The organism is Ventosimonas gracilis (assembly GCF_001580025.1).
Classification (GTDB): Bacteria; Pseudomonadota; Gammaproteobacteria; order Pseudomonadales; family Pseudomonadaceae; genus Ventosimonas; species Ventosimonas gracilis.
Genome location: NZ_LSZO01000017.1, coordinates 1 through 24,101, shown reverse-complemented (window position 1 = coordinate 24,101; position 24,101 = coordinate 1). Strand labels below are relative to the sequence as shown.

The window sequence follows — 24,101 nt, the reverse complement described above, 5'->3', positions numbered from 1 at the left end:
AATCCCCCACCCAAAGCGAGATAACGCCACTGGGATTATCGCGGGCGGCGCGGATAGTGGCCAATCCCCCACAACGCCCCTACCGGTTACAGCACAAGGCGCAGAAGCGGCCAATTGTTCGGATTAGTGCACGGCAAGTCAAGCAGCCGTAGGGTCTGCTCCCGCTTCAAACGTGGCGAAGGCGGAGGCAAATTCTGCGCGCAGCAAGGCGCGAGAAGAGAAATACGCCGCTTTCGGCAGCGTTCCAATAGCTCAAAATACCCTCTTGCTTATGGAAAAGCATGAGCGCTTTTTTCTGTCATCCGCTCGTGCAGCTCAATATAAAGTGGATGCTTGCTGCTGTTAATAGCCGATTGAACGGCTTGCATTGTTTCGGCATTAAAAGCCGCACCCTGTTCAACCAAGTAAAGCGCAATCTCGGGCTTATCACTATTAATGGCAGCGTCAAGGGCGCTAATACCTTGGCTGTCTTTCGCGTTAATATCGCTGCCGCGCTGTAGCAGCAGTTTGACTTGATCAAGACCGCCACCCGCAATGGCACGGTGCAGCATGGGCGGTTGTCCCGGGTGCGTATGATTGGGCGATAATCCGCCATCTAACATGGCTGCCAGATAACTGGGGCCTGCTTTTATAAACGCCAAATCCAGTGTGCTGCCGTAACTTTGCGTCTCTTCATCCGGATTCACGCCGAGTTCCAGCAACAGATGGACAAGCGCAAAGCGCCGATTATCCAAGGCAAATTCCATTAAATACAGCGCCTGGGTTAATGCCGGGCCTTTTTGCCGAAAATCGTATGCATTAAGTTGCTGGCGAAGCCCGTGGATATCGATAGTGTTGCTTTCACGTATTGTCTGAAATTGCTGATTAAGCTTGTCGTCCAGCAGCAGCATGTCACGCAGTTCGGCGCTGTGGAAAAAATCAATACATTTAAGCAGTTTGATTTCTTTGCCATCTTCCAAACCATGATAAGCCTGCCCCTTTAAATAATCCTCGGCAAGATCGGCTAAATGGCTGTATATATCAAGGCCGTCAGCAAAATTAAAATACCCGTTTGCCGCCCTAAGCGCATCTTCACGCACGGGTTCATTGTCTTCAAAGGTTTTAGCGATACAACTGGAAAGCGCCCAATTGCGCTTTAATGTGAAATCGTCATAACCGCTTAATGGCGATTGTTCGCCGGATTGAACGGCGGCGACATTGTCATGCGGTGGATCGGCGTATTCGCTGGGCGGCGTTGATGGATTGGACGAGCAGGCCATCAGTGAAAAAGTGAGCAGACCTATAAAGCAAGATTTGGCCGGGTACGCCATGATCATCCTCTGCTTATCTGTAAAAGCCAGACTATAGCAGGGTTATCGTTATTCGCTTATTGCAGCGATGGCTTTTCACGCAGCGCCGCTTGCGTCTAGCGGCGGCGCTCCAGTGAGTAGACGAACGGGGCGATGACTTCTACACCGTCGCCCTTTATCAGTTCGGCGGGCGGCTTGGGCAGCGTTCCGGCGCGGCGCAGCATGGTGAGTGTGGCGCGGTCTAATGAGGCGCTAGCGGACGGGCCGACCACTTCGGCAGACAGCAGCTTGCCGCCCGCATCAACCTTAAAGCGCACTTTCACCGTACCTTCAAAGCCGCGCCTTCTGGCGTCTTCCGGGTAACGCTTGTAACGCGCCAGATGGCTCAATAGGCGGGTTTGCCAGCTAACTTCGGCCTCGGACGGGCCGCGTGTAGCGACCACTTGTGGCGCGGGTGGCGCGGAAACCACCGGTGGCGGCGATTCTCGCGGCGGCGCAGGAGGCGCAGGAGGAGGCGGCGGCTCGGGCGGTTTGGGCTGTGGCGGTTTCGGCGGCTTGGGTTTAGGTTTTGGCTTCTCGATAACGATTTCTGGCTCGGGCACCTCCGGCTCGGGTTCTTCCTCAGGTTCCGGCGGCGGTGGAGGAGGCGGCGGGGCGATAACCGGTTCAGGCAGCGGCGGCAATTCCAGCATAATGGTAGCGGGCGGCGTGGCGGCAGGCGTGGCTTCGACTTGCCAGAAAAACGCCCAAATCGCCAGCCCCCCGTGCAGCAAAAGTACCGCCAGCAGGCTGGCTCCGTAGCGTAAAAAGGAACGAACAGGCGCGCTCATTGCAAGGTCTCAAGCCCCACCAGGCCGATTTTCAGATAGCCCGCGCTGCGCAAGGCGTTCATTACCTCCATCAGGCGATCGTAGAGCACATCTTTATCGCCACGGACAAAAATGGTTTTGCTTTTATCCGCGCCGGTCAGTGCATCGAGCGCTTGCCCTAGTTGCTCTTTGGTAATCGGGTTGTCGCCCAGATACAGGGAAAAATCGTCCTTGATGGACAGGTAAATGGGCTTGTTCTCGCGCGGCTGCGGCTTGGCGGTGGAGGCGGGCAGGTTGACTTTAATATCGACCGTGGCGAGCGGTGCAGCGACCATAAAGATAATCAACAGCACCAGCATCACGTCGATAAATGGGGTGACGTTGATTTCGTGCGACTCAACCAGGTCGTCACCACCGTCATTAAGATGCAGCGCCATTGGCTAAGCCCTCTTCACCAGGTGCATTTGTGCACCCTGCTCTTCGGGCAAATGGTCGAGTTCACGGCTGAGCAGCAGCAGCACTTCGGCCGAGCAGTCGGATACTTCGGCCTTGTAGCCGCTGATGGAGCGGGCAAAGACGTTGTAAATCACCACCGCCGGAATGGCCGCAACCAGCCCCAGCGCAGTTGCGAGCAGCGCCTCGGCAATGCCGGGGGCGACTACCGCCAAGTTGGTGGTTTGCGACTTGGCAATGCCGATAAAGCTGTTCATGATGCCCCACACGGTGCCAAACAGGCCGACAAAGGGCGCGGTCGAGCCGATGGTAGCGAGCGGCCCGGTGCCACGGCTCATGGTGCGTCCGCTGGCGGCAACCAAGCGCTCCAGACGAAACGCGGCGCGCTCCTTGATGCCTTCACGCTCGCGCGTATCGGCGGACAGCCTCACCTCTTCCAAAGTTTCCTGCACCAGATAATGGCTTAAGCCTTTGCGCCGAAAGCCGCTATCGGCTTCTTTAAGCGAGCGGGCTTTTTTCAAGCCCGCCAATTCGCCTTTTAGTCTTCTGCGCGCGATAAAGATTTCGAGACCCTTGGCCAGAGCAATAGTCCAGGTAATCACCGAGGCAATCGCAAGCCCAATCATGACGATTTTGACCACGATGTCGGCGTTTTGGTACATGCCCCAAGGCGACAGGTCGTGGGAGAACATCGGCGATTCGCTCTCGCTGCTCTCGCCTTCAGCAGCCAAGTCTTCAGCCGCGATAGCTTCATTCTCAATGGTGTTGCTTTCAGCTTCAGCCGCTTCGGCCTCAGCCTCAGCCTCAGCGCCCGGCGCTAAGCTAGTGGTCGCAACCGGCAAAGCGGCGTTTTCCTGCGCAAGCGCTGGCAATGGCGCAAACAGTGCAGCGCAAAGCAGCAGCGCGGACAAACGGGCAACGCGGGAAGAAGCCGCGAAAAGAGAAGAGGAATACATTTCGTTTAGCATCATGCAAGGGAGGGATTAGAGCAGACCAGGGAGAAAGTACAGAATAGAGAATGCTGATAAGCATTATCATTGATAAAGGGGTTTGGGTTCAAGCACAATGTTACAAGATAACAGGCTAATGACTTAAAATCCGACAAAACGCTTATTGCGTGTGTTTTACCTTCCATTTTGCGAAACTGCCTGCCCTTTTCAGTGCGAACCGAGCGATGACCTCCTTAAAAAACGACCGTCTGCTGCGAGCCTTAACCCGCCAGCCTACCGACGTCACTCCGGTATGGATGATGCGCCAGGCCGGACGCTACCTGCCGGAATACCGCGCCAGTCGCGCTCGCGCCGGTGACTTTATGAGCCTGTGCCAAAATCCTGACGCCGCTTGCGAAGTCACGCTCCAGCCGCTGCAACGCTACCCGCAGCTCGATGCCGCGATTTTGTTCTCGGACATCTTAACCATCCCCGACGCAATGGGCTTGGGGCTGTATTTTGAGGCCGGCGAAGGGCCGCGTTTTAAGCGCCCCATCAGCAGCCGCGCGGATATTGAGGCGCTGCCGGTGCCGGATGTCGAACAAGCGCTCGGCTACGTTATGCAAGCGGTACGCCAAATTCGCAAGGAGCTAAATGGCCGTGCACCGCTGATTGGTTTTTCCGGAAGCCCGTGGACGCTCGCCACCTATATGGTCGAAGGCGGTTCCAGCCGTGATTTTCGCAAAATCAAAACCATGCTCTACAACGAGCCAGAGACCCTGCATGCACTGCTGGATAAACTGAGCCAAAGCGTCACCGACTATCTGAACGGGCAGATTAAAGCCGGTGCGCAAGTCGTGCAGATTTTTGATTCCTGGGGCGGCGCGCTCTCTTCTGCCGCTTTTGCTGAGTTTTCACTGGCTTATCTCAAACGCATTGCCGCCGGATTAATCCGCGAAAACGAAGGTCGCCAAGTGCCACTCATCCTCTTTACCAAAGGCGGCGGATTGTGGCTTGAAGACTTGGCCGAAACCGGTGCCGATGCATTGGGGCTGGACTGGACTTGCGACATAGGCCGCGCCCGCGCCCGTGTCGGCCATCAGGTCGCGCTGCAAGGCAATATGGACCCGGCCGTGCTGTACGCAAAGCCTGCCGTTATCCGCGCCGAAGTGGCTCGAATCCTCGCAGCCTACGGGCAAGGCGCGGGACACGTATTTAATCTGGGTCACGGCATCACGCCGGATATTGACCCATCCCACGTGGCCGCGTTTTTTGAGGCGGTGCATGAGTTATCCGCACGATAGTTATTGGCTGCCGGCAAAGTTGGGCAAACGGTCTATCGGCTGATTGAATTCAAACGGGATGGATTGCAGCGCAAAACCGACATTGCGCTGCACCACAAAATGCAAATGCGGGCCGGTGCTGTTGCCGGTATTGCCGGACAGCGCCAGCAGCGCGCCTTGGGCAACCTTTTGCCCTTCCCTGACTTTAAGCGAACCGCGCTTAAGGTGCAGATAAACGCTCATGGTGCCGTCCTCGTGCAGAATGCGCACATAGTTGCCAGAGGGATGAGTGCCGCGCCCGCTCTGGTTGTTCTCAATACTGACCACCGTGCCAGCACGCGCGGCAATAATCGGCGTTCCTTCCGGCATGGCGATGTCCATCGCATAGCGGCCTTTGGGCGTGTTGTGGCTGAACTTACCGTTCGCCCCCTGGGTCAAGCGAAACGGCCCGCCACGCCAAGGCAGCGGGTAACGATACGGCTTCATGCTTTGCTTGGGGTTGCCCAGCACGTGGAGCAGCTTGGTCTTGTAGTGCAGCGGTTGTTTCGGGTCTTTGGCAGCGAGCGTTAGCAGGCGGATTTCACTGCGTGGCGGCAATACCCAGCGGATGGGTTTTTGCGGCACAAAAGAAGCGTTTTTGACCTCAGACAACGAAAGCTCCACCTCCACCGGCGCGTACAGCTCGTTTTTCACCAGCAGCGTCTCACCGGCTTCGTGCTTGAGTTTTTGTAGCTTTAAACGGTTATCTAATTTTTCGACCATGCGGTCTTTAAATTCAATCACCTTGGCACCGCGCACCACTTTATCGGTATAGGTGACGACGCCGTTTTTATCGGTGTATTTGTAGACTTTAGCCGCAAGGGCGCTGCTGCTGGCTAGCAAGCAGAGAATGGCGAGGCAGCATCGACAAAACAACCAATCAGACACAATAAAATAAACAGATGGCTTAAGCGGGGATGAACCATAGCGCATAAAGCAGACCAATACCCGCTGCTTGGGTCAATTCTTCCCAAGCAAAGAGTGATGGCGGCCATTTCGATAATCAGGTATTATCGCCGCCGTTTGCTTTGGGGAGATGCCGGAGTGGTCGAACGGGACGGATTCGAAATCCGTTGTATTCTCACGAGTACCCAGGGTTCGAATCCCTGTTTCCCCGCCAAATCCATCCCGTTCCATCCCTTGCACCTTAACTTTGCGCCGCGCAGTTCAGCAGGTATTGGGTGAGTAGTGGAACGGGTCTGCCGCTGGCACCCTTTTCTTTGCCGCCGCTGACCCAGGCAACACCGGCAATATCCAGATGCGCCCAGTTAAAGTTTTTAGCAAAGCGCGAGAGAAAGCAGCCGGCGGTGATGGTACCGGCTTTCGGGCCGCCGATATTGGCGATGTCGGCAAACGGGCTGTCCAGTTGTTCTTGATACTCTTCCAGCAAGGGCAGTGTCCAGGCGCGGTCGGCGCACTGCTGCCCCGCTCGCTCAAGCTGTTTCAGCAAATCCTCGTTATTGCCCATCAATCCGGCGGCGTGACTGCCGAGGGCGACGATGCACGCGCCGGTTAGCGTGGCAATGTCGATAACCGCCTGCGGTTTAAAGCGTTCGGCGTAGGTTAGGGCATCACAGAGCACCAAGCGGCCTTCGGCATCGGTATTTAAAATTTCTACCGTTTGCCCGCTCATGCTGGTGACTATGTCACCGGGGCGAGTAGCGCGGCTGCTTGGCATATTTTCCGCGCAAGCGAGCAGGCCAATTAAGTTAATTTTTAGCCCCATCTTGGCGACCGCCTGCACGGTACCCAGCACGCTCGCCGCGCCGCACATGTCGTACTTCATTTCGTCCATATTGGCGGCCGGTTTGATGCTGATACCGCCGGTATCGAAGGTAATGCCTTTGCCGACCAGTACAAAGGGGGCGCTGCTTTTATCCGCACCTTGATAGTTCAGCACGATCAAGCGCGGTGGCTGCTCGCTGCCTTTGGCAACGGCAAGAAAAGCCCCCGCACCTTCAGTCTCAAGTTGTTTTTCATCGAGAATCTCGACCTTGAGTGATTTGTGCTGACTTTCCAGCCACTGCGCTTGCTCTGCAAGATACTGCGGTGTGCAGATATTGGCGGGCAGGTTTGCGACATCGCGGGTCAGTTGCATGCCAAGGCCAATGGCGAGTGCGTGCTCAAGGGCACGTTTGGCCTCGCCAAGTTCTGCTTCTTTGACCAGCACTTGAATGCTTTGCAGCGCACGCTCGGGACTTTTTTGGCTTTTGAATTGGTCAAAGCGGTAATCACAACCGATCAGTACTTCCAGCAAAAGGCGGGTGGCCGCGTAGCGGTCAAAGTCTTTAGGCAGTAAGTCGCCCAAGGCAAAGGTTGCGTCTTTGCCGCCTAAATCCTTAATGGCGTTAAAAGCCGATTGCACGATTTTTCGGTATTTTGCAGCGCTTGGTTTTTCTTTTTCTTTGCCGATACCCACCAATAGTACGCGCTCCGCACTGCTGTTTGGCAGGCCGCGCAGCAGCAGGGTTTGCCCCAGTTTGCCGGACATGTCGCCGCGTTCGCGCCAAGCGCTGATAGCGCCACTTAAGTCTTTATCGATCATTTTGGCGGCTTCATTGAGCTTGCCGTCTTCGCTGATGGCAAGCACCAAAGTGGCGGTTTGTTTTCTTAGCGCTTGTGAATTTCTTGTGGCAACAGAAAATTGCATAAAGGGTCTTCCAAAGAAAAAGTAACGGGACAGACAAGCGGCCATTGCCGGATAATGGCGAGCATTTTTATGCCGCAGGCGATGCTTTGCAGTTTGAACGCTACGCGCCCGCCCCTGCAAGTGTTGGAGTTTTTCTTGATTGCTTTTCGGTATTTATCACGCGAGCTGCTGATAACGGCGGCAGCGGTCAGCGCCGCGCTGCTGGTGATCATTATGAGCGGGCGCTTTATCAAGTATCTGGCGCAAGCCGCGCAAGGGGCGCTCGACCCGTCGGTTTTGTTGATGATTATGGGTTTTCGCATTCCGGGCTTTTTGCAGTTGATTTTGCCGCTCGGTTTGTTTCTTGGCATTTTGCTCGCTTACGGGCGGCTGTATCTGGATAGCGAAATGCTGGTGCTGTCGGCGACCGGCATGAGCGGGCAGCAGCTTTTGCTTTATACCCTGGCACCGGCAGCGCTGGTGGCGTTGCTCAGCGGCTGGCTGAGCCTGTCTTTAACCCCGCAAGGCATTGTTCGCGTCACACAGATTTTAAATGAGCAAAGCGCGTTGACCGAATTTGACACGCTGGTTCCCGGACGCTTTCAGTCGATGAAAGGCGGCTCACGCGTGACTTACAGCGAGACCTTGAGCAATCAGCGCAAGGAACTGGGCGGCGTGTTTATCTCAGACCGCGCCGCGCCGCGCGGCAGCAGCGGCGCAAAAAGCAGCGACATCAGCGTACTGGTCGCGCAAAGCGGCCATCAGGAACTTCAGCCGGACGGCAGCCGCTACCTGATTTTGCAAAACGGCTACCGCTACGACGGTACACCCGGGCAGGCCGATTACCGCATCTTGCAATACGACAGCTACGGCGTGCTGCTACCCAAACCAGAACCGGTCAGCAGCATCGGCTCGCGCGAGGAAGCGTTGCCCACCGCCGCGCTCTGGGGCAGTACGCAGCCTCAGCATCAGGCGGAATTGCAATGGCGGCTGTCCATCCCGCTGCTGGTCTTTGTGGTGACGTTTTTAGCCGTGCCGCTGTCACGGGTTAATCCAAGACAAGGGCGCTTTATTAAGCTGCTGCCCGCCATCTTGCTTTATATGGCCTATCTCGCGCTGCTGATTTTTATTCGCGGCGCACTTTACAAAGGCCGCCTGCCCGCGGCTATTGGCCTGTGGTGGGTGCACGGGCTGTTTTTTGCGCTGGGGCTTTTGCTGCTCTATCAAGAACGCCTGCACCTTTCGTTTAGCAGAAGGAGGGCGGCGCGTGTCCCTGCTTGACCGCTACATTGGCCGCAGCGTACTGGCCGCGATTTTTGCGGTACTCGGGATTATCACTAGCCTCGCCTTATTGTTTGCCTTTGTCGATGAATTAAGCGACATCGAAGGCCGCTACGGCCTTCTTGATGCCGCTTGGTACGTGCTGCTAACCGCGCCGCGGCGCTTGTACGACATGCTGCCGATGGCCTGCCTGATTGGCTGCCTGATTGGCCTTGGCAATCTTGCCAGTCATAGCGAGCTGACCATTATGCGCACGGCGGGCGTGCCGGTTGCGCGCATTGTCTGGGGCGTGATGAAGCCCCTGTTGGCGCTGATGTTGGCGGCAGTGCTACTGGGGGAATATATCGTGCCACTGGCCGAAACCCGTGCGCAGACCAGCCGCGCCCTGGCGCAAAACGGCAGCACTGCGCTGGCTGCCAAGCGCGGCCTGTGGCACCGACAGGGGCAGGAATTTATCCATATCAACGCCGCGCAAACCGATGCCTTGCTCTATGGCATCACTCGTTATCAGTTTGATGGCGAGCGCCGGTTGCTGGCGGCGAGTTTTGCCAAAAGCGCCCGTTATGAAAACGGCAAGTGGCGATTGTTTGACCTGACCGTCACGCGCTTTGAGCCAAAAGCGAGCCGGGTTGAAAACAAAGCCAGTGAAGACTGGCCGATTGAACTCGCCCCCGAGCTACTCAGCACCTTGCTGATTGACCCAGAAATGCTGCCGCTTAAAGGGCTGTGGCGTTATATCCACTATCTGGCCGAGCAAGGTCTAAACAACAGCCGCTATTGGCTCGCGTTCTGGAACAAACTGCTGCAACCTTTGGTCACGGCGGCTTTGTTGCTGCTCGCCATCTCCTTTATCTTCGGCCCGCTGCGCTCGGTCACACTGGGGCAACGGGTATTTGCCGGCACCTTGGTCGGCTTTATCTTCCGTATCGTGCAGGATTTATTGGGACCGGCCAGCTTGGTATTTGGCTTCCCGCCGCTACTGGCCGTGCTGATTCCCTGCGGCATTTGCATGCTGGCAGGCAGCGTGCTACTACGAAGGGTGAGTTGATTTGTCTTACAACCCTTTGCCTCGTGCTTTTAACCGGTTAGGCTTGCGCACCGCTTGGCTGTAAGGTGCGCCGATGCTTCAGCAACTGCTTGACCAATTTGGCTACTTGGCTCTGTTTTTAGGGACGTTTTTTGAAGGTGAAACCATCCTCGTATTGGCCGGCTTCTTGGCCTTTCGCGGCTATATGGAGATTGAACTGGTGGTGCTGGTGGCTTTTTGCGGCAGCTACGCAGGCGACCAGACTTGGTACTACTTGGGTCGCCATAAAGGGCGGCAAATTTTGGCGAAAAAACCGCGCTGGCAAGTGCTGACCGATAAAGCGCTCGGTTATCTGAATAAACATCCTGACCTTTGGGTTTTGAGCTTTCGTTTCGTCTATGGGCTGCGTACGGTGATGCCGGTCGCCATTGGCCTGTCCGGCTATCCGCCGTTGCGCTACCTCATCCTTAACGGCATCGGCGCGATTATCTGGGCGCTCGCGCTGGGCTTTGCCGCGTACTATTTCGGTACGGCGCTGGAAATCATCTTGGGCAACGTTAAAAAATACGAACTCTGGGTGCTCGCGGCTTTACTCTTGGTCGGCGCACTGCTTTGGCTGTGGCGCACCATCAAAGCACAAAAAGCCGCGCGCAAAGCGCGCGAGGAAGGCAGTGAGGTTTAAGCGCTACACTGCCTCTTGACTATTTTTGGAGTTTTCCCATGTTGACCCCCAAAGCCTTACTCGATTCGTTTTCCGAACAAACCGCCCGCCTGTTTGCAGGTGAAATGCTTCCCAAGGCCGAGTTGGAAAATCAGCTAAAAAGCCTGCTAAGCAGCCTGTTCGATAAGCTCGATTTGGTCAGCCGCGAAACGTTCGACCATCAAATGACGGTACTCGCCCATACCCGCGCCCGTTTAGAAGCCCTCGAAGCACGGGTCGCCGAACTGGAACGCGCGGCACAAAACGCGCCGCCCGCAGCCTAAGCTCGCGAACCGGTTCAAGGAGCGAACATGTCGCTAGCCCTGCTGCACAGTCGCGCGCTGATCGGCGTAGAAGCGCCGTCCGTGAGTGTGGAGGCGCATTTGGCTTCGGGGTTGCCCAGTTTTGCCTTGGTCGGACTGCCAGAAACCAGTGTTAAAGAAAGTAAAGACCGCGTGCGTAGCGCGATTGTTCACTGCGGATTTGAATTTCCCGCCCGCCGCATCACGCTAAGCCTGGCACCGGCGGATTTGCCCAAGGACGGTGGGCGTTTTGATTTGCCGATTGCCCTCGGTGTGCTCGCCGCCAGCGGACAGGTTAAGGGCGAGGCGCTGGCACAGATGGAATGCCTGGGGGAGCTTGCGCTATCCGGTGCATTGCGGCCAGTGCGCGGCGTGCTGCCTGCCGCACTGGCCGCGCGTTCTGCTGCTCGCAAGCTGTTAGTGCCGCTCGCCAATGCCGAAGAAGCCAGCCTTGCTTCAGGGCTTGAAGTGATCGCCGCCGATCACTTGCTCAGCGTCTGCGCCCATTTAAACGGCAGCGCCCCCATTGCAGCCTATGTGCCACAGGGGCTGCCGCCACAGAGCCAGTCGTACCCGGATTTGGCGGAAGTGCAAGGACAAGTCGCCGCCAAACGGGCACTACTGATCGCCGCCGCCGGTGGGCATAACCTGCTACTGTCCGGCCCGCCGGGTACCGGCAAAACCTTACTGGCCAGTCGCCTGCCGGGACTTTTGCCGCCGCTCGCCGAAGCAGAAGCCTTGGAAGTGGCAGCGATTAGCTCGGTTGCCAATCACCGGCCGCTACAAAGCTGGCCGCAACGCCCGTTTCGCAGCCCGCACCATTCGGCATCCGCCGCCGCTTTGGTCGGCGGGGGTGGTAGACCCAAGCCTGGGGAAATCACCTTGGCACACCAAGGCGTGTTGTTCCTTGATGAGTTGCCGGAATTTGACCGCAAAGTGCTCGAAGTGCTGCGCGAGCCGATGGAAACCGGCCATATCATCATTGCGCGGGCGCATGACAAGGTGCGCTTTCCGGCGCGATTTCAACTGGTTGCGGCAATGAACCCGTGCCCGTGCGGCTATCTCGATGACCCGTCCGGCCGTTGCCGCTGCACGCCAGAGCAGGTGCAGCGTTACCGTGCCAAGCTGTCCGGCCCGTTGCTTGACCGTATCGATTTGCATCTGTGTGTGGCTCGGGAAACTACGGCTTTACAGCCCGGTCAAGCCGAAACCAGCAGTGCCCAAGTCGCGCTACAGGTCGCCGCTTGCCGCGAACGACAACTGACCCGCCAGGGCTGTACCAATGCGCAGCTTGCACTGGCCGATTTACACCGTCACTGCTTATTAAATGAAGAGGATAAACGCTGGCTGGAAAGTGCTTGCGAGCGGTTAAAACTCTCATTACGCGCGGCGCACCGGCTGCTGAAAGTGGCGCGAACGCTGGCTGACCTTGAGCAAGCCAGCGACATTAGTCGCGCCCATCTGGCCGAAGCACTGCAATATCGACCCTAGGGTCTGTTCCCGCTTCAAACGTGGCCGCGACGGAGCCAGATTTTGTGCGCAGCAAGGCGCGAGAAGAGAAATTTGCTCATGCAAATGAACGACGAGCAACACAGCGGCGCACAAAATCTGCCCGTCCCTTCGGGCTGCGCCCAAAATCTCGCCATACGTTGTTGCAGCATTTGCCAAGGTTGTACACATTGGCTGCATGCTGCGCCTAGTCTGGCGAAATTTTGAGCAGCAGCGCGGTTCGCGTTTGAAGCGGGAGCAGCCCCTAATCCCGCTTATCCAGCAGATTCAGTATCAACTGGTCGATCAATCCCCACAGGCGTTCCAGCAGGCGCCGGTACAGCGGGCGCTGCTGCCAATGTTCGAGGGTAATTTCCTGCCCGTCCGCCATGCCTTGTTGCAGACAGGTCGCACAGGCGCGGGTTAAAGCCTCATCTTGCGCCTCCAGATTGGCTTCCAGATTAAAGCGCAGGTTCCAGTGGTCAAAATTGCAAGAGCCGACGCTTATCCAGCCGTCGGCCAGCACCAGCTTTAGATGTAAAAAACGCGGGCTGTATTCGTGGATGCGCACTCCGGCACGCAGCAAGCTCGGATAGTAGCGGTGACTGGCGTAGCGCACCGGGCCGTGGTCGATATTGTTTGAGGCGAGCAAAAGCTGCACATCGACCCCGCGCTGCGCCGCTTTGCGCAAGGCGCGGCGCACCTTCCAACTCGGCAGAAAATACGGCGTGGCCAGCCAAATGCGCTGCCTGGCGTGGTGGATATGGCGTAGCAGTGACTGCACCAATTCGCGGTGCGTTACCGCATCCGACCAAGCGAGCCGCCCCATGCCTTGGCTTATCGCGGGTGGCGCGGGCAGGCGCGAGCGGCGCGTAGCACCCCAAAATATCTGCCGCCAAGGCCGCGCGGGCGGCGACCATTGCTGCTCAAATAGCCGGTAAAAGTCGAGCGTGATGGCACCGATGCAGCGCACCATCAGCTCATGGCACAGGCTTTGCGCCTCGCCCGGTTGCCAGAAGTTATCGGTCGCGCCAGTGCCGCCGATAAAGGCGGTTTTGCGGTCAATCAGCAGCAGTTTTCGGTGGTCGCGGCGCAGATTGGCAAATCCCTGTCGCCAGTGCAGCGGGTTGTACAGACGAAGCATAACCCCTGCCTGCTCAAGCCGCCTTCGCGCGGCTTTGCTTAAAGCCCGTGCGCCAAAGCCATCGAACAGGCAGCGCACGGTAACGCCACGACGAGCCGCCAAGCACAGCGCCTCGACCAGCAACTGGCTACAGCGGCCTTCTTCGACCAGATACAGCTCCAGTAACACTTCCTGCTTGGCCGATTGAATGCCTTCGAGCATGGCCGGAAAAAACTGATGTCCATCGACCAGCAGCTCAAAGCGGTTGCCCGCCCGCCAAGGGAAGAAGGTTTCCATCAAAGCGCCGCGTCAGGCACCCTCTTCGGCTGGGAGAGCATTTAGCGTTATGGAAAACATATCGCACGACATCCTTGTAGCAAAAGGACGCTAAAAGATAGTCAGTCGCAGCATTTTTGCAAGGTTTTACGCACTTTTATTCACTTTTATGCCGTTTTGTGCTTGTTGAAAGCCGTGCCTTGCCGCAAAATTGCGCCCTTTAGCAAAGTCGCACATCAAGAGGGTGCAAGGCCATGAACAAGACCGTTCGCAACTGTCTGCTAACCATTGGTACGGCAGCACTGGCGCTAGGTATTGCCGCTTGCTCCAAGGAAGAGGACAAAAGCACGATTAAACAGGAAGAGAACAAAAGCACGATTAAAATAGGCCTGGGCGGCCCGGTGACCGGCCCCTTGGCCGAATACGGCGAGCAGGTATTTAACGGCGCACGCATGGCGATAGACCAAATCAATGCCAAAGGCGGCGTGCTCGGCAGACAGCTTGAAGCGGTGGTTTACGATGACGCTTGCGACCCGAAGCAGGCGGTCGCCGTTGCCAATAAGGCGGTCGGTGACAAAATTGCCTTTGTCGTCGGCCATACCTGTTCCAGTTCCACTCAGCCTGCCTCGGATATTTACGAGGACGAAGGCATTTTGATGGTGACTTCTTCGGCCACAGCCCCGGAAATTACCGCGCGCGGGCATAAGCTGATCTTCCGCACCATTGGCCTGGACAATATGCAAGGCCCGGCGGCGGGGCGCTATATCGCCGATAAAGCCAAACCGAAAAACCTGGCCGTGATTCACGACAAACAGCAATACGGAGAAGGCATTGCCAGCGAAGTCAAGCGCACCGCAGAAGAAGCCGGTTTGAATGTGGTGGTGTTTGAAGGCGTCAACGCGGGCGACCGTGATTTTGCTTCGCTGATTACCCGTTTGCGCCAGGCCGATGTCGATTTTGTCTACTTTGGCGGTTATCACCCGGAAATGGGGCTGCTGATGCGCCAATCGCGTGAACGCGGGTTGGAAGCGCGTTTTATGGGGCCAGAAGGCGCAGGCAATACTGAAATTACCGCCATTGCCGGTGCCGCATCCGAAGGCATGCTGGTCACGCTGCCCAAATCCTCCGACCAAGACCCGGCCAATGCCGAACTGGTCGCCGCCTTCAAGGAGCGCAACCAAGACCCCAGCGGGCCGTTTGTACTGCTCTCCTACGCCGCCGCGCAAGTGATTGCCGAAGGCATTGCCAAAGCCGGTACGACAGATACCACCAAAGTCGCCGAAGCGCTGCGCAGCAATAGCTTTACCACGCCGGTGGGCGTGCTGGAATTTGCCGAAAGTGGCGATTTAAAAGATTTTGAATTTGAAATCTACGAATGGCATCAGGACGGCAGTAAAACCCTCGCCCCTTAACCTCCCAACTACCCTTGCCGCGCAGTTATTGACGGCAAGGGATCAATCCTATGTCTGACCTCTATCACAAACTGCAACTGTTAATTGACGGGCTGTCGCTCGGCAGCACCTATGCGCTGATTGCCATTGGCTACACCATGGTCTACGGCATTATCGGCATGATTAACTTCGCCCACGGCGAGGTTTATATGATTGGCTCCTATGTCGCCCTCACCGCACTGGCCGGGCTTGCCCTGCTGGGCGTGGATAGCCTGCCGCTTTTGATGGCCGCAGCGCTGGTCGCCAGCATGATTGTCACCAGCGCTTACGGCTACAGCATCGAGCGCGTGGCCTATCGCCCGCTGCGCAGCAGCAACCGGCTGATTGCACTGATTTCCGCCATTGGTGTATCGATTTTTCTGCAAAACGCGGTTTTATTATCACAAGACTCCAAAGGTAAATCGCTGCCCGATTTACTGCCTGGCGTCATCGAACTGGCTCCCGGCGGGGCGCTGTCTGTGTCCTATATGCAGATTTTGATCTTCGTCGGCACCTTTTTAAGTATGGGCTTATTGACTTGGTTTATCGCCCGTTCGCGCTTGGGACGCGCCTGCCGCGCCTGCGCCGAAGATTTAAAAATGACCGAACTGCTTGGCATCAACAGCAACCAGATTATTTCGCTAACCTTTGTTATTGGTGCGGCCTTGGCGGCGGTGGCGGCGCTGCTGCTATCCATGCGCTACGGCTATATCAGCCCGTCGATGGGCTTTTTGGCTGGCATTAAAGCCTTTACGGCAGCCGTTCTAGGCGGCATTGGCAGCATCCCCGGGGCAATGCTGGGCGGTTTGCTCTTGGGCGTGGCCGAAGCCTTCGGCGCGGATCGGTGGGGCGATGAGTACAAAGATGTGGTCGCCTTTGGTTTGCTGGTGCTGCTGCTGTTGTTCAGACCCAGCGGGATTTTGGGCAGGCCCGAGGTAGAAAAAGTATGAAAGCCAAACTCGGCGCGGCGCTGTTTGCCGCACTGTTGGTGCCGATTATGGCCTGGCCGGTATTTGGTCTTAAGCTCACCATCGTCGGGATCAACCTCACCGTGGAAGGTGCCAGCCGCAGCAAACTGATCCTGATTGCGCTGGGCGCTGTGCTGGTGTTTGTCTGGCAACTGCTGCGTGAGCGCGTGCAATTGCCCGCCTTGCCCATTCCGGCGCAATTCGGCGAACGGCTAAAGCAGCCAAAAACCCAGCAGCGCACGCTGTGGCTTTTGCTGTTGGTCGCGCTGATTTGGCCGTTTTTTGCCAGCCGTGGTGCGGTCGATATTGCCACGCTGATTTTGATTTACGTGATGCTGGGCTTGGGGCTGAATATCGTCGTCGGTCTGGCCGGATTGCTGGATTTGGGCTACGCCGGTTTCTACGCCATCGGCGCGTACAGTTACGCGCTGCTGGCGCACTACGGCGGCTTTGGTTTTTGGATCTGCCTGCCGCTGGCCGGGTTAACCGCCGCGATTTTCGGCTGCCTGCTGGGTTTTCCGGTACTGCGCTTACGCGGCGATTACCTGGCGATTGTCACCTTGGGTTTTGGCGAAATCATCCGTATTTTTCTGCGCAATAAGACCGAGATTACCGGCGGGCCAAATGGCATGAGCATCCCCAACGAACTCAAGCCCAGCCTGTTTGGCCTGTCCTTTGAGCGGCGGCTAGCCGATGGCACGCAAACCTTCCATGAGTTTTTCGGCATCGCCTACCAGTCGCAATACAAGGTCATCTTTTTGTATTTGATTGCCTTGCTGCTGGTGCTGCTGACCTTGTTTTTGGTCAATCGCCTGTTGCGCATGCCGTTAGGCCGCGCCTGGGAAGCCTTGCGCGAAGATGAAATCGCCTGCCGCAGCCTGGGCTTAAATCCCACCGTGATTAAGCTCTCTGCCTTTACCATCGGCGCGAGCCTGGCCGGTTTGGCCGGATGCTTTTTTGCCGCGCGGCAAGGGCTGGTTACGCCCGAATCCTTCGGCTTTATGGAATCGGCGATGATTTTGGTTATCGTTGTGCTCGGCGGCATGGGTTCGCAATTGGGCGTGATTTTGGCCGCCGTGGTCATGGTCTTGCTACAAGAAATGCGCCTGTTTAGCGAATACCGCATGCTGATTTTCGGGCTGATGATGATTGTCATGATGCTGTGGCGGCCACAAGGGCTGCTGCCGATGCGCCGCCCGCAATTGGAGGCAGCGGCATGAGTTCGCCCTTGCAGCTCAATAAAAATGCCGCTGCACTGCTTAAGGTCGATAAGCTCGCCATGCGCTTTGGCGGGCTGCACGCGGTAAACGGCGTATCGCTTTGCGTGCCGGAAAAGCAAATCGTTAGCCTCATTGGCCCCAACGGCGCGGGCAAAACCACCGTATTTAACTGCCTAAGCGGCTTTTACCGCCCAACTTCCGGCAGCATTACCTTGGGCAATGAAGCCATTGAGCATTTATCCAGCCACCAAATTGCCCGCAAAGGCGTGCTGCGCACTTTCCAAAATGTGCGCCTGTTTAAACAGATGACCGCCTTTGAAAACCTCTTGGTCGCACAACACAGCCAGCTTAATACCGGTTTTCTAAGCGGGCTTTTGAAAACCGCCGACTACCGCCAGCGCGAACGCCAGGCCATGCAACAAGCGCGTTATTGGCTAAAGCGCATGGCGCTTTCCGACGTGGGCAACCGTGAAGCAGGCACGCTGGCTTACGGCCAACAGCGACGGCTGGAAATCGCCCGCTGCATGCTGGCCAAACCGCGTTTGTTATTGCTCGACGAACCCGCCGCTGGCCTAAACCCGCGCGAAACCGAAGACCTCAAAGCGCTGCTGGGTGAACTGCGCGATAACGACGGCATTACTGTGCTGCTGATTGAGCACGACATGAAACTGGTGATGAGCATTTCCGACCATATCGTGGTGATCAACCAAGGCATGCCGCTGGCCGAAGGCACGGCGGACGAAATCCGGCAAAACGCGGACGTCATCAAAGCCTATTTGGGGGAAAGCTAACATGCTGCACCTTGAACGGGTCTCCACCTTTTACGGCAAAATTCAGGCGCTGCACGAGGTGAGCCTTTATTTAGCCAAAGGCGAAATCGTTAGCCTGATTGGAGCCAACGGCGCGGGCAAATCCACCTTGCTGATGACCTTATGCGGCACGCCACAAGCAGCCAGCGGCAGCATTCGTTACGAAGGCGAAGAACTCGTCGGCCAGCCGACCTACCGCATCATGCGCAAAGGCATTGCCGTAGTACCGGAAGGCCGCCGCGTATTTGCCCGCCTGAGCATTGAAGAAAACCTCGCCTTAGGCGGTTTTTTCGCCAGCAAACAAGGCCAGCAACAACAGCTCGATCATATCTTGCGGCTCTTTCCCCGGCTCGCCGAACGCTTCAGCCAACGCGCCGGCACCATGTCCGGCGGCGAACAACAAATGCTCGCCATTGGCCGCGCGCTGATGAGCCGCCCACGCCTGCTGCTGCTGGATGAACCTTCGTTAGGGCTTGCGCCTTTGGTGATCGGCGAGATTTTTAAAACCCTGGCTAAGTTGCGCGAGGAAGGCGTGACGATTTTCCTCGTCGAACAAAACGCCAACCAAGCCCTACGCCTGGCCGACCGCGCCTACGTACTGGAAAACGGCCGCATCGTTATGCAAGGCGAAGGCAGGGCGCTCTTGCAAGATCCCAAAGTGCAAGAAACCTATTTGGGGGCTTAGGGTCTGCTCCCGTCAGCTGGTTATTGTTGCTGATAAGCCCCGGCAGCCTCTGGCTGGTATTCCACCTCCAGCAAAATCAGTCGCATGGTTTTGCCGCCCGGCGCAGGCCAGTCGATATGCTGGCCGACGGAAAGCCCCAAGAGCGCACTGCCGACCGGCGCAAGAATGGAAACCGTGCCCTCGCCGCCCGCTTCTTCCGGGTAGACCAAGGTCAGGTGATATTCCTTGCCACTGTTTTCGTCGCGGCAATGCACCCGCGAGTTCATGGTCACGACTCCAGCAGGCACTTTATTCAGCGGCACCACCTTGGCGCGCGCTAGTTCTTTTTCCAGCGCTTCGGCGGCCGGGCCAAATTCTTCCAAACCATCCAGTAAACGCTCCAATCGCTGCAAGTCAAGGCGAGTAATAGTGATGGCGGGCGTGGCTTTTTTTAGCTTGGGCATGCTTAAGGTGCTCTAAAAATAAAAACGATTGGCAGGGACTTTTTATCCAAACGCAAAGCGCATAGAAAAGTTCTTGCCAATCAAGAAAGTAAAACCCCGCCCGCAGGCAGGGTTGGCTGAAATAAATTAACGCGGACAGTAACGGGAGTTTTGCCAATAAGCAAGACAGCTTCGCTAATCCACGCGGATAAATTTAAGGTCAAAAATGCCGTGCCCCAGCCGTTCGCCCCGTTGCTCGAATTTAGTCAGCGGACGCTCCGGCGGACGAGGAATAAAGCCTCCATCCGCGGCCAAATTGCGCCATCCTGGGGCAGCACTCATCACATCCAACATATGCTGTGCGTAGGGCTGCCAGTCGCTCGCCAGATGAAACAGCCCGCCCACTTTAAGCTTGCCGCGCAGCAGTTCAGCGAACTCCGCCTGGACGATCCGCCGCTTGTGATGGCGCTTTTTGTGCCAAGGGTCGGGGAAAAACAACAGCACGCGGTCAAGACTGTTATCGGCGATGCATTGCTTAAGTACATCCAGCGCATCACAGCGGTACAGACGCAGATTGCCAAGCGAGTGCTTTTTGATACCCAGCAGCAAAGCACCAATGCCGGCTTGGTGTACTTCAACACCGATAAAATCCTGCTCCGGCGCGGCAGCGGCCATTGCCAGCGTGGCTCCTCCCATACCACAGCCAATTTCCAGCGTGCGCGGAGCGTTGCGGCCAAATACCTGGTCAAAATCCGCCATGCCATCTTCAAGATTAAGGCCAAACCGGAACCAATCCTCATCCAGCGCCCGCTGCTGCGCTTCAGTGATACGGCCTTTGCGCAATACAAAGCTACGCACGGTGCGGGTATTTTGCGCCATGACTTTTTAAGCAATCAGCCCGTCGATAGGCGAAGAGGCGCTGGCGTAACGCTTCTTCGGCATGCGTCCGGCCAAATAAGCCAGCCGTCCGGCCTCAACCGCATGCTTCATTGCGCTTGCCATCAACAGCGGATTTTGTGCGTTAGCGACGGCACTGTTCATCAGCACCGCATCACAGCCAAGCTCCATTGCAATCACCGCATCCGAGGCGGTGCCAACACCGGCATCGACCAACACCGGCACCTTGGCTTCCTCCAAAATAATGCGCAGATTCCACGGGTTACAAATGCCAAGCCCGCTGCCAATCAATCCGGCCAACGGCATTACCGCCACGCATCCCATTTCAGCAAGCTGTCTTGCCACAATCGGGTCATCACTGGTATAGGCCATCACCTGAAAACCTTCGGTGACCAAGGTTTCTGCGGCTTTTAGGGTTTCCACCACATTCGGGAACAGCGTTTTGGTATCAGCCAATACTTCAAGCTTAACGAGCTGCTGCCCGCCCAATAATTCACGCGCCAAGCGGCAAGTGCGCACCGCTTCCAGCGCAGAAAAACAACCGGCGGTATTCGGCAAAATGCAGTAGCGTTCGGGGGAAATCACATCCAGCAAATTCGGCTCATCGGGGTTTTGCCCAATATTGCTGCGGCGCAGCGCCACGGTAACAATCTGCGCGCCAGAAGCCTCGACTGCCGCCGCGGTTTCGGCAAAGTCCCGGTACTTGCCAGTACCCAGCAACAACCGCGACTGATAGGTACGACCAGCCAAGGTAAAAGGCTTATCAGCGCGAGATTCGCTCATGATGAACTCTTAACAGGTTGAAAACGGCGGAGTATAGCAAAAGGAGGTGAATGACTTTCTTCGCTTCTCGCGCCTTTGCGCTGCAAATCTGCCTCTGCCTTCGCCACGCTTGAAGCGCGAACAGACCCTAACGCTTTACCTGCAAAATCCATCCGCTATAATCGCGCCCTCCTTAAGGCCGGTATAGCTCAGCAGGTAGAGCAACTGATTTGTAATCAGTAGGTCCCGGGTTCGATTCCTGGTGCCGGCACCAAAATAAATTATAAAATCAATAACTTAAATAAGTTATGGGATTTTTGGAGCTTTCTCGATTTTTCTGCGCTTATTAAGCGTGGGTCTTAGAGCCTGTTTGCGATCTAAAGAATATCTGCTATTTCTGGCGCTGATCCTCAAAAATCATAAACAGGCTCTAAGCAACCCGACCGGAAATCACCTATGCCTATGAAATCCAGCTACACCACTCCCCAGGACAGGATCCAGCGTAATGGCTAATGGCCGTGCAGTAGGGGTATGGCTTAAATGCTATCCTTGCTCTCTTTAGCCCCAAGCTAGGGCAGGCAGGTATATCAGGAGGTTATATATGCGCGAGTCTGGCGATGCCGTAAGACTTTCTTTTAATGAATTAAAAGACCTGCTGCGGCGTGTTTTTATTAAAGTCAGCGTTAATCAAGAAACGGCTGAATTACTTGCCGATAATTGCGCAATGGTGGAACGCGACGGGCCGGAAAGTCATGGTGTTTTTCGTATTGAGGGTTATTTAAATACTTTAAAAAGTGGCTGGGTCAATGGCTGTGCTGACCCGCGTATTGAAGACTGCGGCGAATCCTTTATTCGAGTCGATGCCGACAATGGTTTTGCGCAGCTTTGTTTGGCGCGTGCCCGCCCGCTTTTACTGGAAAAAGTCCGAAGGAGCGGTTGTGCGGTATTAATGGTGCGTGGTTCGCACCATTTCAGTGCGTTATGGCCGGATATTGAGCCTTTTGCGCAGCAAGGATTGCTGGCTTTAACCTTTGTCGCCGGGCTTTCCGTAGTGGCCGTATCCGGCGGCAAAACGCCGGTATTTGGTACTAACCCACTGGCTTTTGCTTGCCCGGTGGCGGGCAGTTCCCCATTGGTCTTTGATTTTGCGACCAGTGCGCTTTCCAACGGTGATACCCGAATTGCGGCGCGAGCAGGGCATTTATTGCCAGATGGTTGCGGTATCGATAAAAGCGGCCAGCCGACTAATAATCCCGAACAGATTTTAAATGGTGGTGCATTATTGCCTTTTGGTGGGCATAAAGGTGCGGCCATTATCTTGATGGTGGAAATCCTTGCCGCTGCTTTAACCGGTGGCGCGTTTTCTTATCAGGTTGATTTTAAAAACCACCCTGGTGCAGAAACGCCAAAAACCGGTCAGTTATTGATTGTGATTGACCCTGCACGCGGTGGTAATCATGATTTTGCCGCGCGTGTGGCAGCACTTTTAAACCTTATTCGCGCCTCTGGAGAAAATATCCGCATTGCCGGTGACAAACGTCTGCAAAACCGCGCCCGCGCCGAACAACAAGGCATTGTGATTACGCGTGCGGTATTGGCGCAGTTGAACGGATTTTTATGATATAGAAGATCTATCTTTCGATATTTTCCTCTTCCTTAGTCTCTCTCCCACAAGTGGGCAACAGAGCCTAAGATAGTTTTATTTGCGTACTAAAGTTTTGCTGCATATAGCTTAAAAAGCGTTTTTGGAATAGCTCGGTATGTTCGTGTGCGGCGGCTTCGGCAGCGTCAGCATCGCCGGCAATAATGGCGGCGATAATGTTGTTGTGGTCGCGGCCGGTTTTAAAGTCATCGGCGTTGCTGAAACGCTCACCATCGGTTAAATGGCTAAACATATAGTCAAAATGCAAATGCAATAAACGCTGGCCTTCGCTTAATAAACGCTCGTAATAGGTGATGAAGTAAGGGTTGTGTCCGGCCTTGGCAATTTGCATGTGTAGCGCCTTATTGCATTCGGACATGGCTTGATAGTCGCCGTCTTGTACCGCCTGGATGTACTGCGCATTGGCTTTGTCGATGCGCTGTAAATCTTCCTCGGTACGCGCAGTGGCCGCAAGGCGCGTCACCGTGCGTTGAATTAAATCCAGCGCAGAGATGTAGTTGGGAAATTCTTCAATCTCAAAAGGTGTAACCAAAGTGGTGCGATTGGGCAAAATCGTTACCAGCCCTTCGGTAATCAGCCGCGCCAATGCATCACGTACCGGCGAGCGCGACAGACCAAATTGCGCGGCCAGTGAGATTTCATCCAGTTGTACGCCGGGTTTAAGTTTTAAAGTCAGAATCTGCTTACGTAGTTCTTCATAGATATAGCGCCCGCCGTGACGGCGAGCACCGGTTTCGCTGGTTTTAGGGTTAGCCATGATCGAAATTTTAGGTTTAACCTTTTGCACGCTATATATGTCGTGTATATCGCTTTATTTTTGTAGGCCGTAAGCCTCATCCAGCATGCCGCGCTCGCCTTCTGTTTTGGGCGCGTAGTCTTTTGGTGCTTCACCTTGGTTTTTCGGCAGGCTCAAGCGCTCACGCGGGGTGCTGGGACTTTCATCATTTAAAGCGGCGAGCAAGCGTTGGCGGGTTAAATCATCGGTCGCCAAGCGGTTGGCACCTTCGGACAGGTGCTCTTGCACTTCCTGATAGCTTTGCGTGAGCTTTTTAACCAGGCTCGCTGTGGTATTAAAGTGGCCGATCACTTCGCGCTGATAGCTATCAAAGCGTTCCTGCAATTCGTCAAATTGCTTGGCGCTACTGGCTCGGTGACTGGATAGCAGCCTGGCCCCAAGCAGGCCAATCACAATACCGGCCAGCAGGCAAAACGCCAGCAACAGCCAAGGCTGGGTAAAAAAAGTGCTGTGTTCCACGGCGTGTTTCCTTGCAGGGCTTTAAAACAATGGCGGGCGCATAAGGTAACGCTTGCCGCGCCTTCTGTACAGATAAAGCAAAACCCGCTCATGCAAAAAACCCCGCAGGCTTTCGCCTACAGGGTTTGAAAACTGGTTGCGGGGGCTGGATTTGAACCAACGACCTTCGGGTTATGAGCCCGACGAGCTACCAGACTGCTCCACCCCGCGCGGCGTATTATAGGGGTGGTTTTTCGCTTGTCAAATTTTTCTGCCGTCCTCTAGGGTCTGCTCCCGCTTCAAACGTGGCCGCGACGGAGCCAGATTTTGCGCGCAGCAAGGCGCGAGAAGAGAAATTTGCTCATGCAAATGAACGACGAGCA

The 24,101-nt window shown here is 55.9% G+C and carries 24 protein-coding genes and 3 tRNA genes; 14 read left to right on the top strand and 13 right to left on the bottom strand.

All coding sequences use genetic code 11. The annotated features are described in order from the left end of the window. Positions 1 to 269: 269 nt before the first annotated feature. The 4 genes from AXE65_RS00940 to exbB form a co-directional block, all read right to left on the bottom strand. Positions 270 to 1,310, bottom strand: a complete 1,041-nt coding sequence (locus AXE65_RS00940; protein WP_068386720.1) for an ankyrin repeat domain-containing protein — start codon at positions 1,308 to 1,310, stop codon at positions 270 to 272. Positions 1,311 to 1,405: 95 nt separating this feature from the next. Next, a complete protein-coding gene (locus AXE65_RS00935; RefSeq protein ID WP_068386717.1) occupies positions 1,406 to 2,119 on the bottom strand; it encodes an energy transducer TonB in 714 nt (237 codons plus the stop codon). Then, positions 2,116 to 2,535 (bottom strand): TonB system transport protein ExbD, encoded by a 420-nt coding sequence (gene exbD / locus AXE65_RS00930; protein ID WP_068386715.1) that lies wholly within the window; start codon positions 2,533 to 2,535, stop codon positions 2,116 to 2,118. Before exbD ends, AXE65_RS00935 begins: the two co-directional genes overlap by 4 nt. A gap of 3 nt (positions 2,536 to 2,538) precedes the next feature. Then, positions 2,539 to 3,507, bottom strand: coding sequence for a tonB-system energizer ExbB (gene exbB, locus AXE65_RS00925; protein WP_153015351.1), 969 nt, complete (start codon positions 3,505 to 3,507; stop codon positions 2,539 to 2,541). A 218-nt stretch (positions 3,508 to 3,725) separates the two neighbouring features. Between exbB and hemE the strand changes: the two genes are divergently transcribed. After that, a complete protein-coding gene (hemE, locus tag AXE65_RS00920) occupies positions 3,726 to 4,784 on the top strand; it encodes a uroporphyrinogen decarboxylase (RefSeq protein ID WP_068386710.1) in 1,059 nt (352 codons plus the stop codon). On the opposite strand, the gene AXE65_RS00915 is transcribed toward hemE, so the two are convergent. Continuing rightward, the gene (locus AXE65_RS00915) at positions 4,785 to 5,645 is read right to left on the bottom strand and encodes a peptidoglycan DD-metalloendopeptidase family protein (protein ID WP_439144665.1); all 861 of its coding nucleotides are present in this window, start codon (positions 5,643 to 5,645) and stop codon (positions 4,785 to 4,787) included. Between the two features lie 187 nt (positions 5,646 to 5,832). Here AXE65_RS00915 and AXE65_RS00910 point away from each other — a divergent pair. Then, positions 5,833 to 5,922 (top strand) — tRNA-Ser (locus tag AXE65_RS00910). Positions 5,923 to 5,949: 27 nt separating this feature from the next. On the opposite strand, the gene AXE65_RS00905 is transcribed toward AXE65_RS00910, so the two are convergent. Beyond that, positions 5,950 to 7,452, bottom strand: coding sequence for a leucyl aminopeptidase (locus AXE65_RS00905; RefSeq protein WP_068386706.1), 1,503 nt, complete (start codon positions 7,450 to 7,452; stop codon positions 5,950 to 5,952). A 135-nt stretch (positions 7,453 to 7,587) separates the two neighbouring features. Between AXE65_RS00905 and lptF the strand changes: the two genes are divergently transcribed. The 5 genes from lptF (at position 7,588) to AXE65_RS00880 (ending at position 12,232) form a co-directional block, all read left to right on the top strand. Then, a complete protein-coding gene (lptF, locus tag AXE65_RS00900) occupies positions 7,588 to 8,712 on the top strand; it encodes an LPS export ABC transporter permease LptF (protein WP_068386797.1) in 1,125 nt (374 codons plus the stop codon). Continuing rightward, positions 8,699 to 9,760, top strand: a complete 1,062-nt coding sequence (gene lptG, locus AXE65_RS00895; RefSeq protein ID WP_068386702.1) for an LPS export ABC transporter permease LptG — start codon at positions 8,699 to 8,701, stop codon at positions 9,758 to 9,760. The genes lptF and lptG overlap by 14 nt, the downstream gene beginning before the upstream one ends. 73 nt (positions 9,761 to 9,833) lie before the next feature. Further along, a complete protein-coding gene (locus tag AXE65_RS00890) occupies positions 9,834 to 10,421 on the top strand; it encodes a DedA family protein (protein WP_068386699.1) in 588 nt (195 codons plus the stop codon). Between the two features lie 38 nt (positions 10,422 to 10,459). Next, positions 10,460 to 10,723 carry an accessory factor UbiK family protein gene (locus AXE65_RS00885; protein WP_068386696.1) on the top strand — a complete coding sequence of 88 codons (264 nt, stop codon included), beginning with the start codon at positions 10,460 to 10,462 and terminating at the stop codon, positions 10,721 to 10,723. Positions 10,724 to 10,750: 27 nt separating this feature from the next. Continuing rightward, the gene (locus tag AXE65_RS00880; protein WP_068386693.1) at positions 10,751 to 12,232 is read left to right on the top strand and encodes a YifB family Mg chelatase-like AAA ATPase; all 1,482 of its coding nucleotides are present in this window, start codon (positions 10,751 to 10,753) and stop codon (positions 12,230 to 12,232) included. Between the two features lie 262 nt (positions 12,233 to 12,494). Here the strand turns inward: AXE65_RS00880 and AXE65_RS00875 are convergent, their stop codons facing one another. Next, positions 12,495 to 13,652: a phospholipase D-like domain-containing protein gene (locus AXE65_RS00875; protein WP_439144664.1), complete on the bottom strand. Its 1,158-nt coding sequence runs from the start codon at positions 13,650 to 13,652 to the stop codon at positions 12,495 to 12,497. 230 nt (positions 13,653 to 13,882) lie between these two features. Here AXE65_RS00875 and AXE65_RS00870 point away from each other — a divergent pair, with 230 nt between their 5' ends. The 5 genes from AXE65_RS00870 to AXE65_RS00850 are packed head-to-tail and all read left to right on the top strand — an operon-like array spanning position 13,883 to position 18,740. After that, on the top strand, positions 13,883 to 15,040 hold the full coding sequence (locus AXE65_RS00870; RefSeq protein WP_079213981.1) for a branched-chain amino acid ABC transporter substrate-binding protein: 1,158 nt from the start codon (positions 13,883 to 13,885) through the stop codon (positions 15,038 to 15,040). Between the two features lie 50 nt (positions 15,041 to 15,090). Continuing rightward, complete coding sequence (livH, locus tag AXE65_RS00865; RefSeq protein ID WP_068386687.1) at positions 15,091 to 16,008, top strand: high-affinity branched-chain amino acid ABC transporter permease LivH; 918 nt, start codon at positions 15,091 to 15,093, stop codon at positions 16,006 to 16,008. After that, a complete protein-coding gene (gene livM / locus AXE65_RS00860; protein ID WP_068386684.1) occupies positions 16,005 to 17,246 on the top strand; it encodes a high-affinity branched-chain amino acid ABC transporter permease LivM in 1,242 nt (413 codons plus the stop codon). Before livH ends, livM begins: the two co-directional genes overlap by 4 nt. Further along, the gene (gene livG, locus AXE65_RS00855) at positions 17,243 to 18,037 is read left to right on the top strand and encodes a high-affinity branched-chain amino acid ABC transporter ATP-binding protein LivG (protein ID WP_068386680.1); all 795 of its coding nucleotides are present in this window, start codon (positions 17,243 to 17,245) and stop codon (positions 18,035 to 18,037) included. The genes livM and livG overlap by 4 nt, the downstream gene beginning before the upstream one ends. Before the next feature lies 1 nt (position 18,038). Further along, the gene (locus AXE65_RS00850; protein WP_068386677.1) at positions 18,039 to 18,740 is read left to right on the top strand and encodes an ABC transporter ATP-binding protein; all 702 of its coding nucleotides are present in this window, start codon (positions 18,039 to 18,041) and stop codon (positions 18,738 to 18,740) included. 20 nt (positions 18,741 to 18,760) lie between these two features. On the opposite strand, the gene rnk is transcribed toward AXE65_RS00850, so the two are convergent. From rnk to AXE65_RS00835, 3 genes are all read right to left on the bottom strand, one after another. Further along, the gene (rnk, locus tag AXE65_RS00845) at positions 18,761 to 19,183 is read right to left on the bottom strand and encodes a nucleoside diphosphate kinase regulator (protein WP_068386674.1); all 423 of its coding nucleotides are present in this window, start codon (positions 19,181 to 19,183) and stop codon (positions 18,761 to 18,763) included. 174 nt (positions 19,184 to 19,357) lie between these two features. Then, positions 19,358 to 20,041: a tRNA (guanosine(46)-N7)-methyltransferase TrmB gene (trmB, locus tag AXE65_RS00840; protein WP_068386671.1), complete on the bottom strand. Its 684-nt coding sequence runs from the start codon at positions 20,039 to 20,041 to the stop codon at positions 19,358 to 19,360. A gap of 6 nt (positions 20,042 to 20,047) precedes the next feature. Beyond that, complete coding sequence (locus AXE65_RS00835; protein ID WP_068386668.1) at positions 20,048 to 20,842, bottom strand: thiazole synthase; 795 nt, start codon at positions 20,840 to 20,842, stop codon at positions 20,048 to 20,050. A gap of 177 nt (positions 20,843 to 21,019) precedes the next feature. Between AXE65_RS00835 and AXE65_RS00830 the strand changes: the two genes are divergently transcribed. Together AXE65_RS00830 and AXE65_RS00825 are read left to right on the top strand one after the other, a co-directional pair. Further along, positions 21,020 to 21,095 (top strand) — tRNA-Thr (locus AXE65_RS00830). A gap of 327 nt (positions 21,096 to 21,422) precedes the next feature. Then, positions 21,423 to 22,442: an Ldh family oxidoreductase gene (locus AXE65_RS00825; RefSeq protein WP_068386665.1), complete on the top strand. Its 1,020-nt coding sequence runs from the start codon at positions 21,423 to 21,425 to the stop codon at positions 22,440 to 22,442. 67 nt (positions 22,443 to 22,509) lie between these two features. Here the strand turns inward: AXE65_RS00825 and AXE65_RS00820 are convergent, their stop codons facing one another. From AXE65_RS00820 to AXE65_RS00810, 3 genes are all read right to left on the bottom strand, one after another. Then, positions 22,510 to 23,241 carry a GntR family transcriptional regulator gene (locus tag AXE65_RS00820; RefSeq protein WP_193393226.1) on the bottom strand — a complete coding sequence of 244 codons (732 nt, stop codon included), beginning with the start codon at positions 23,239 to 23,241 and terminating at the stop codon, positions 22,510 to 22,512. A gap of 54 nt (positions 23,242 to 23,295) precedes the next feature. Beyond that, positions 23,296 to 23,739 (bottom strand): Z-ring associated ZapG family protein, encoded by a 444-nt coding sequence (locus AXE65_RS00815; protein WP_068386661.1) that lies wholly within the window; start codon positions 23,737 to 23,739, stop codon positions 23,296 to 23,298. Between the two features lie 133 nt (positions 23,740 to 23,872). Then, positions 23,873 to 23,949, bottom strand: a tRNA-Met gene (locus AXE65_RS00810). Positions 23,950 to 24,101 lie beyond the last annotated feature (152 nt).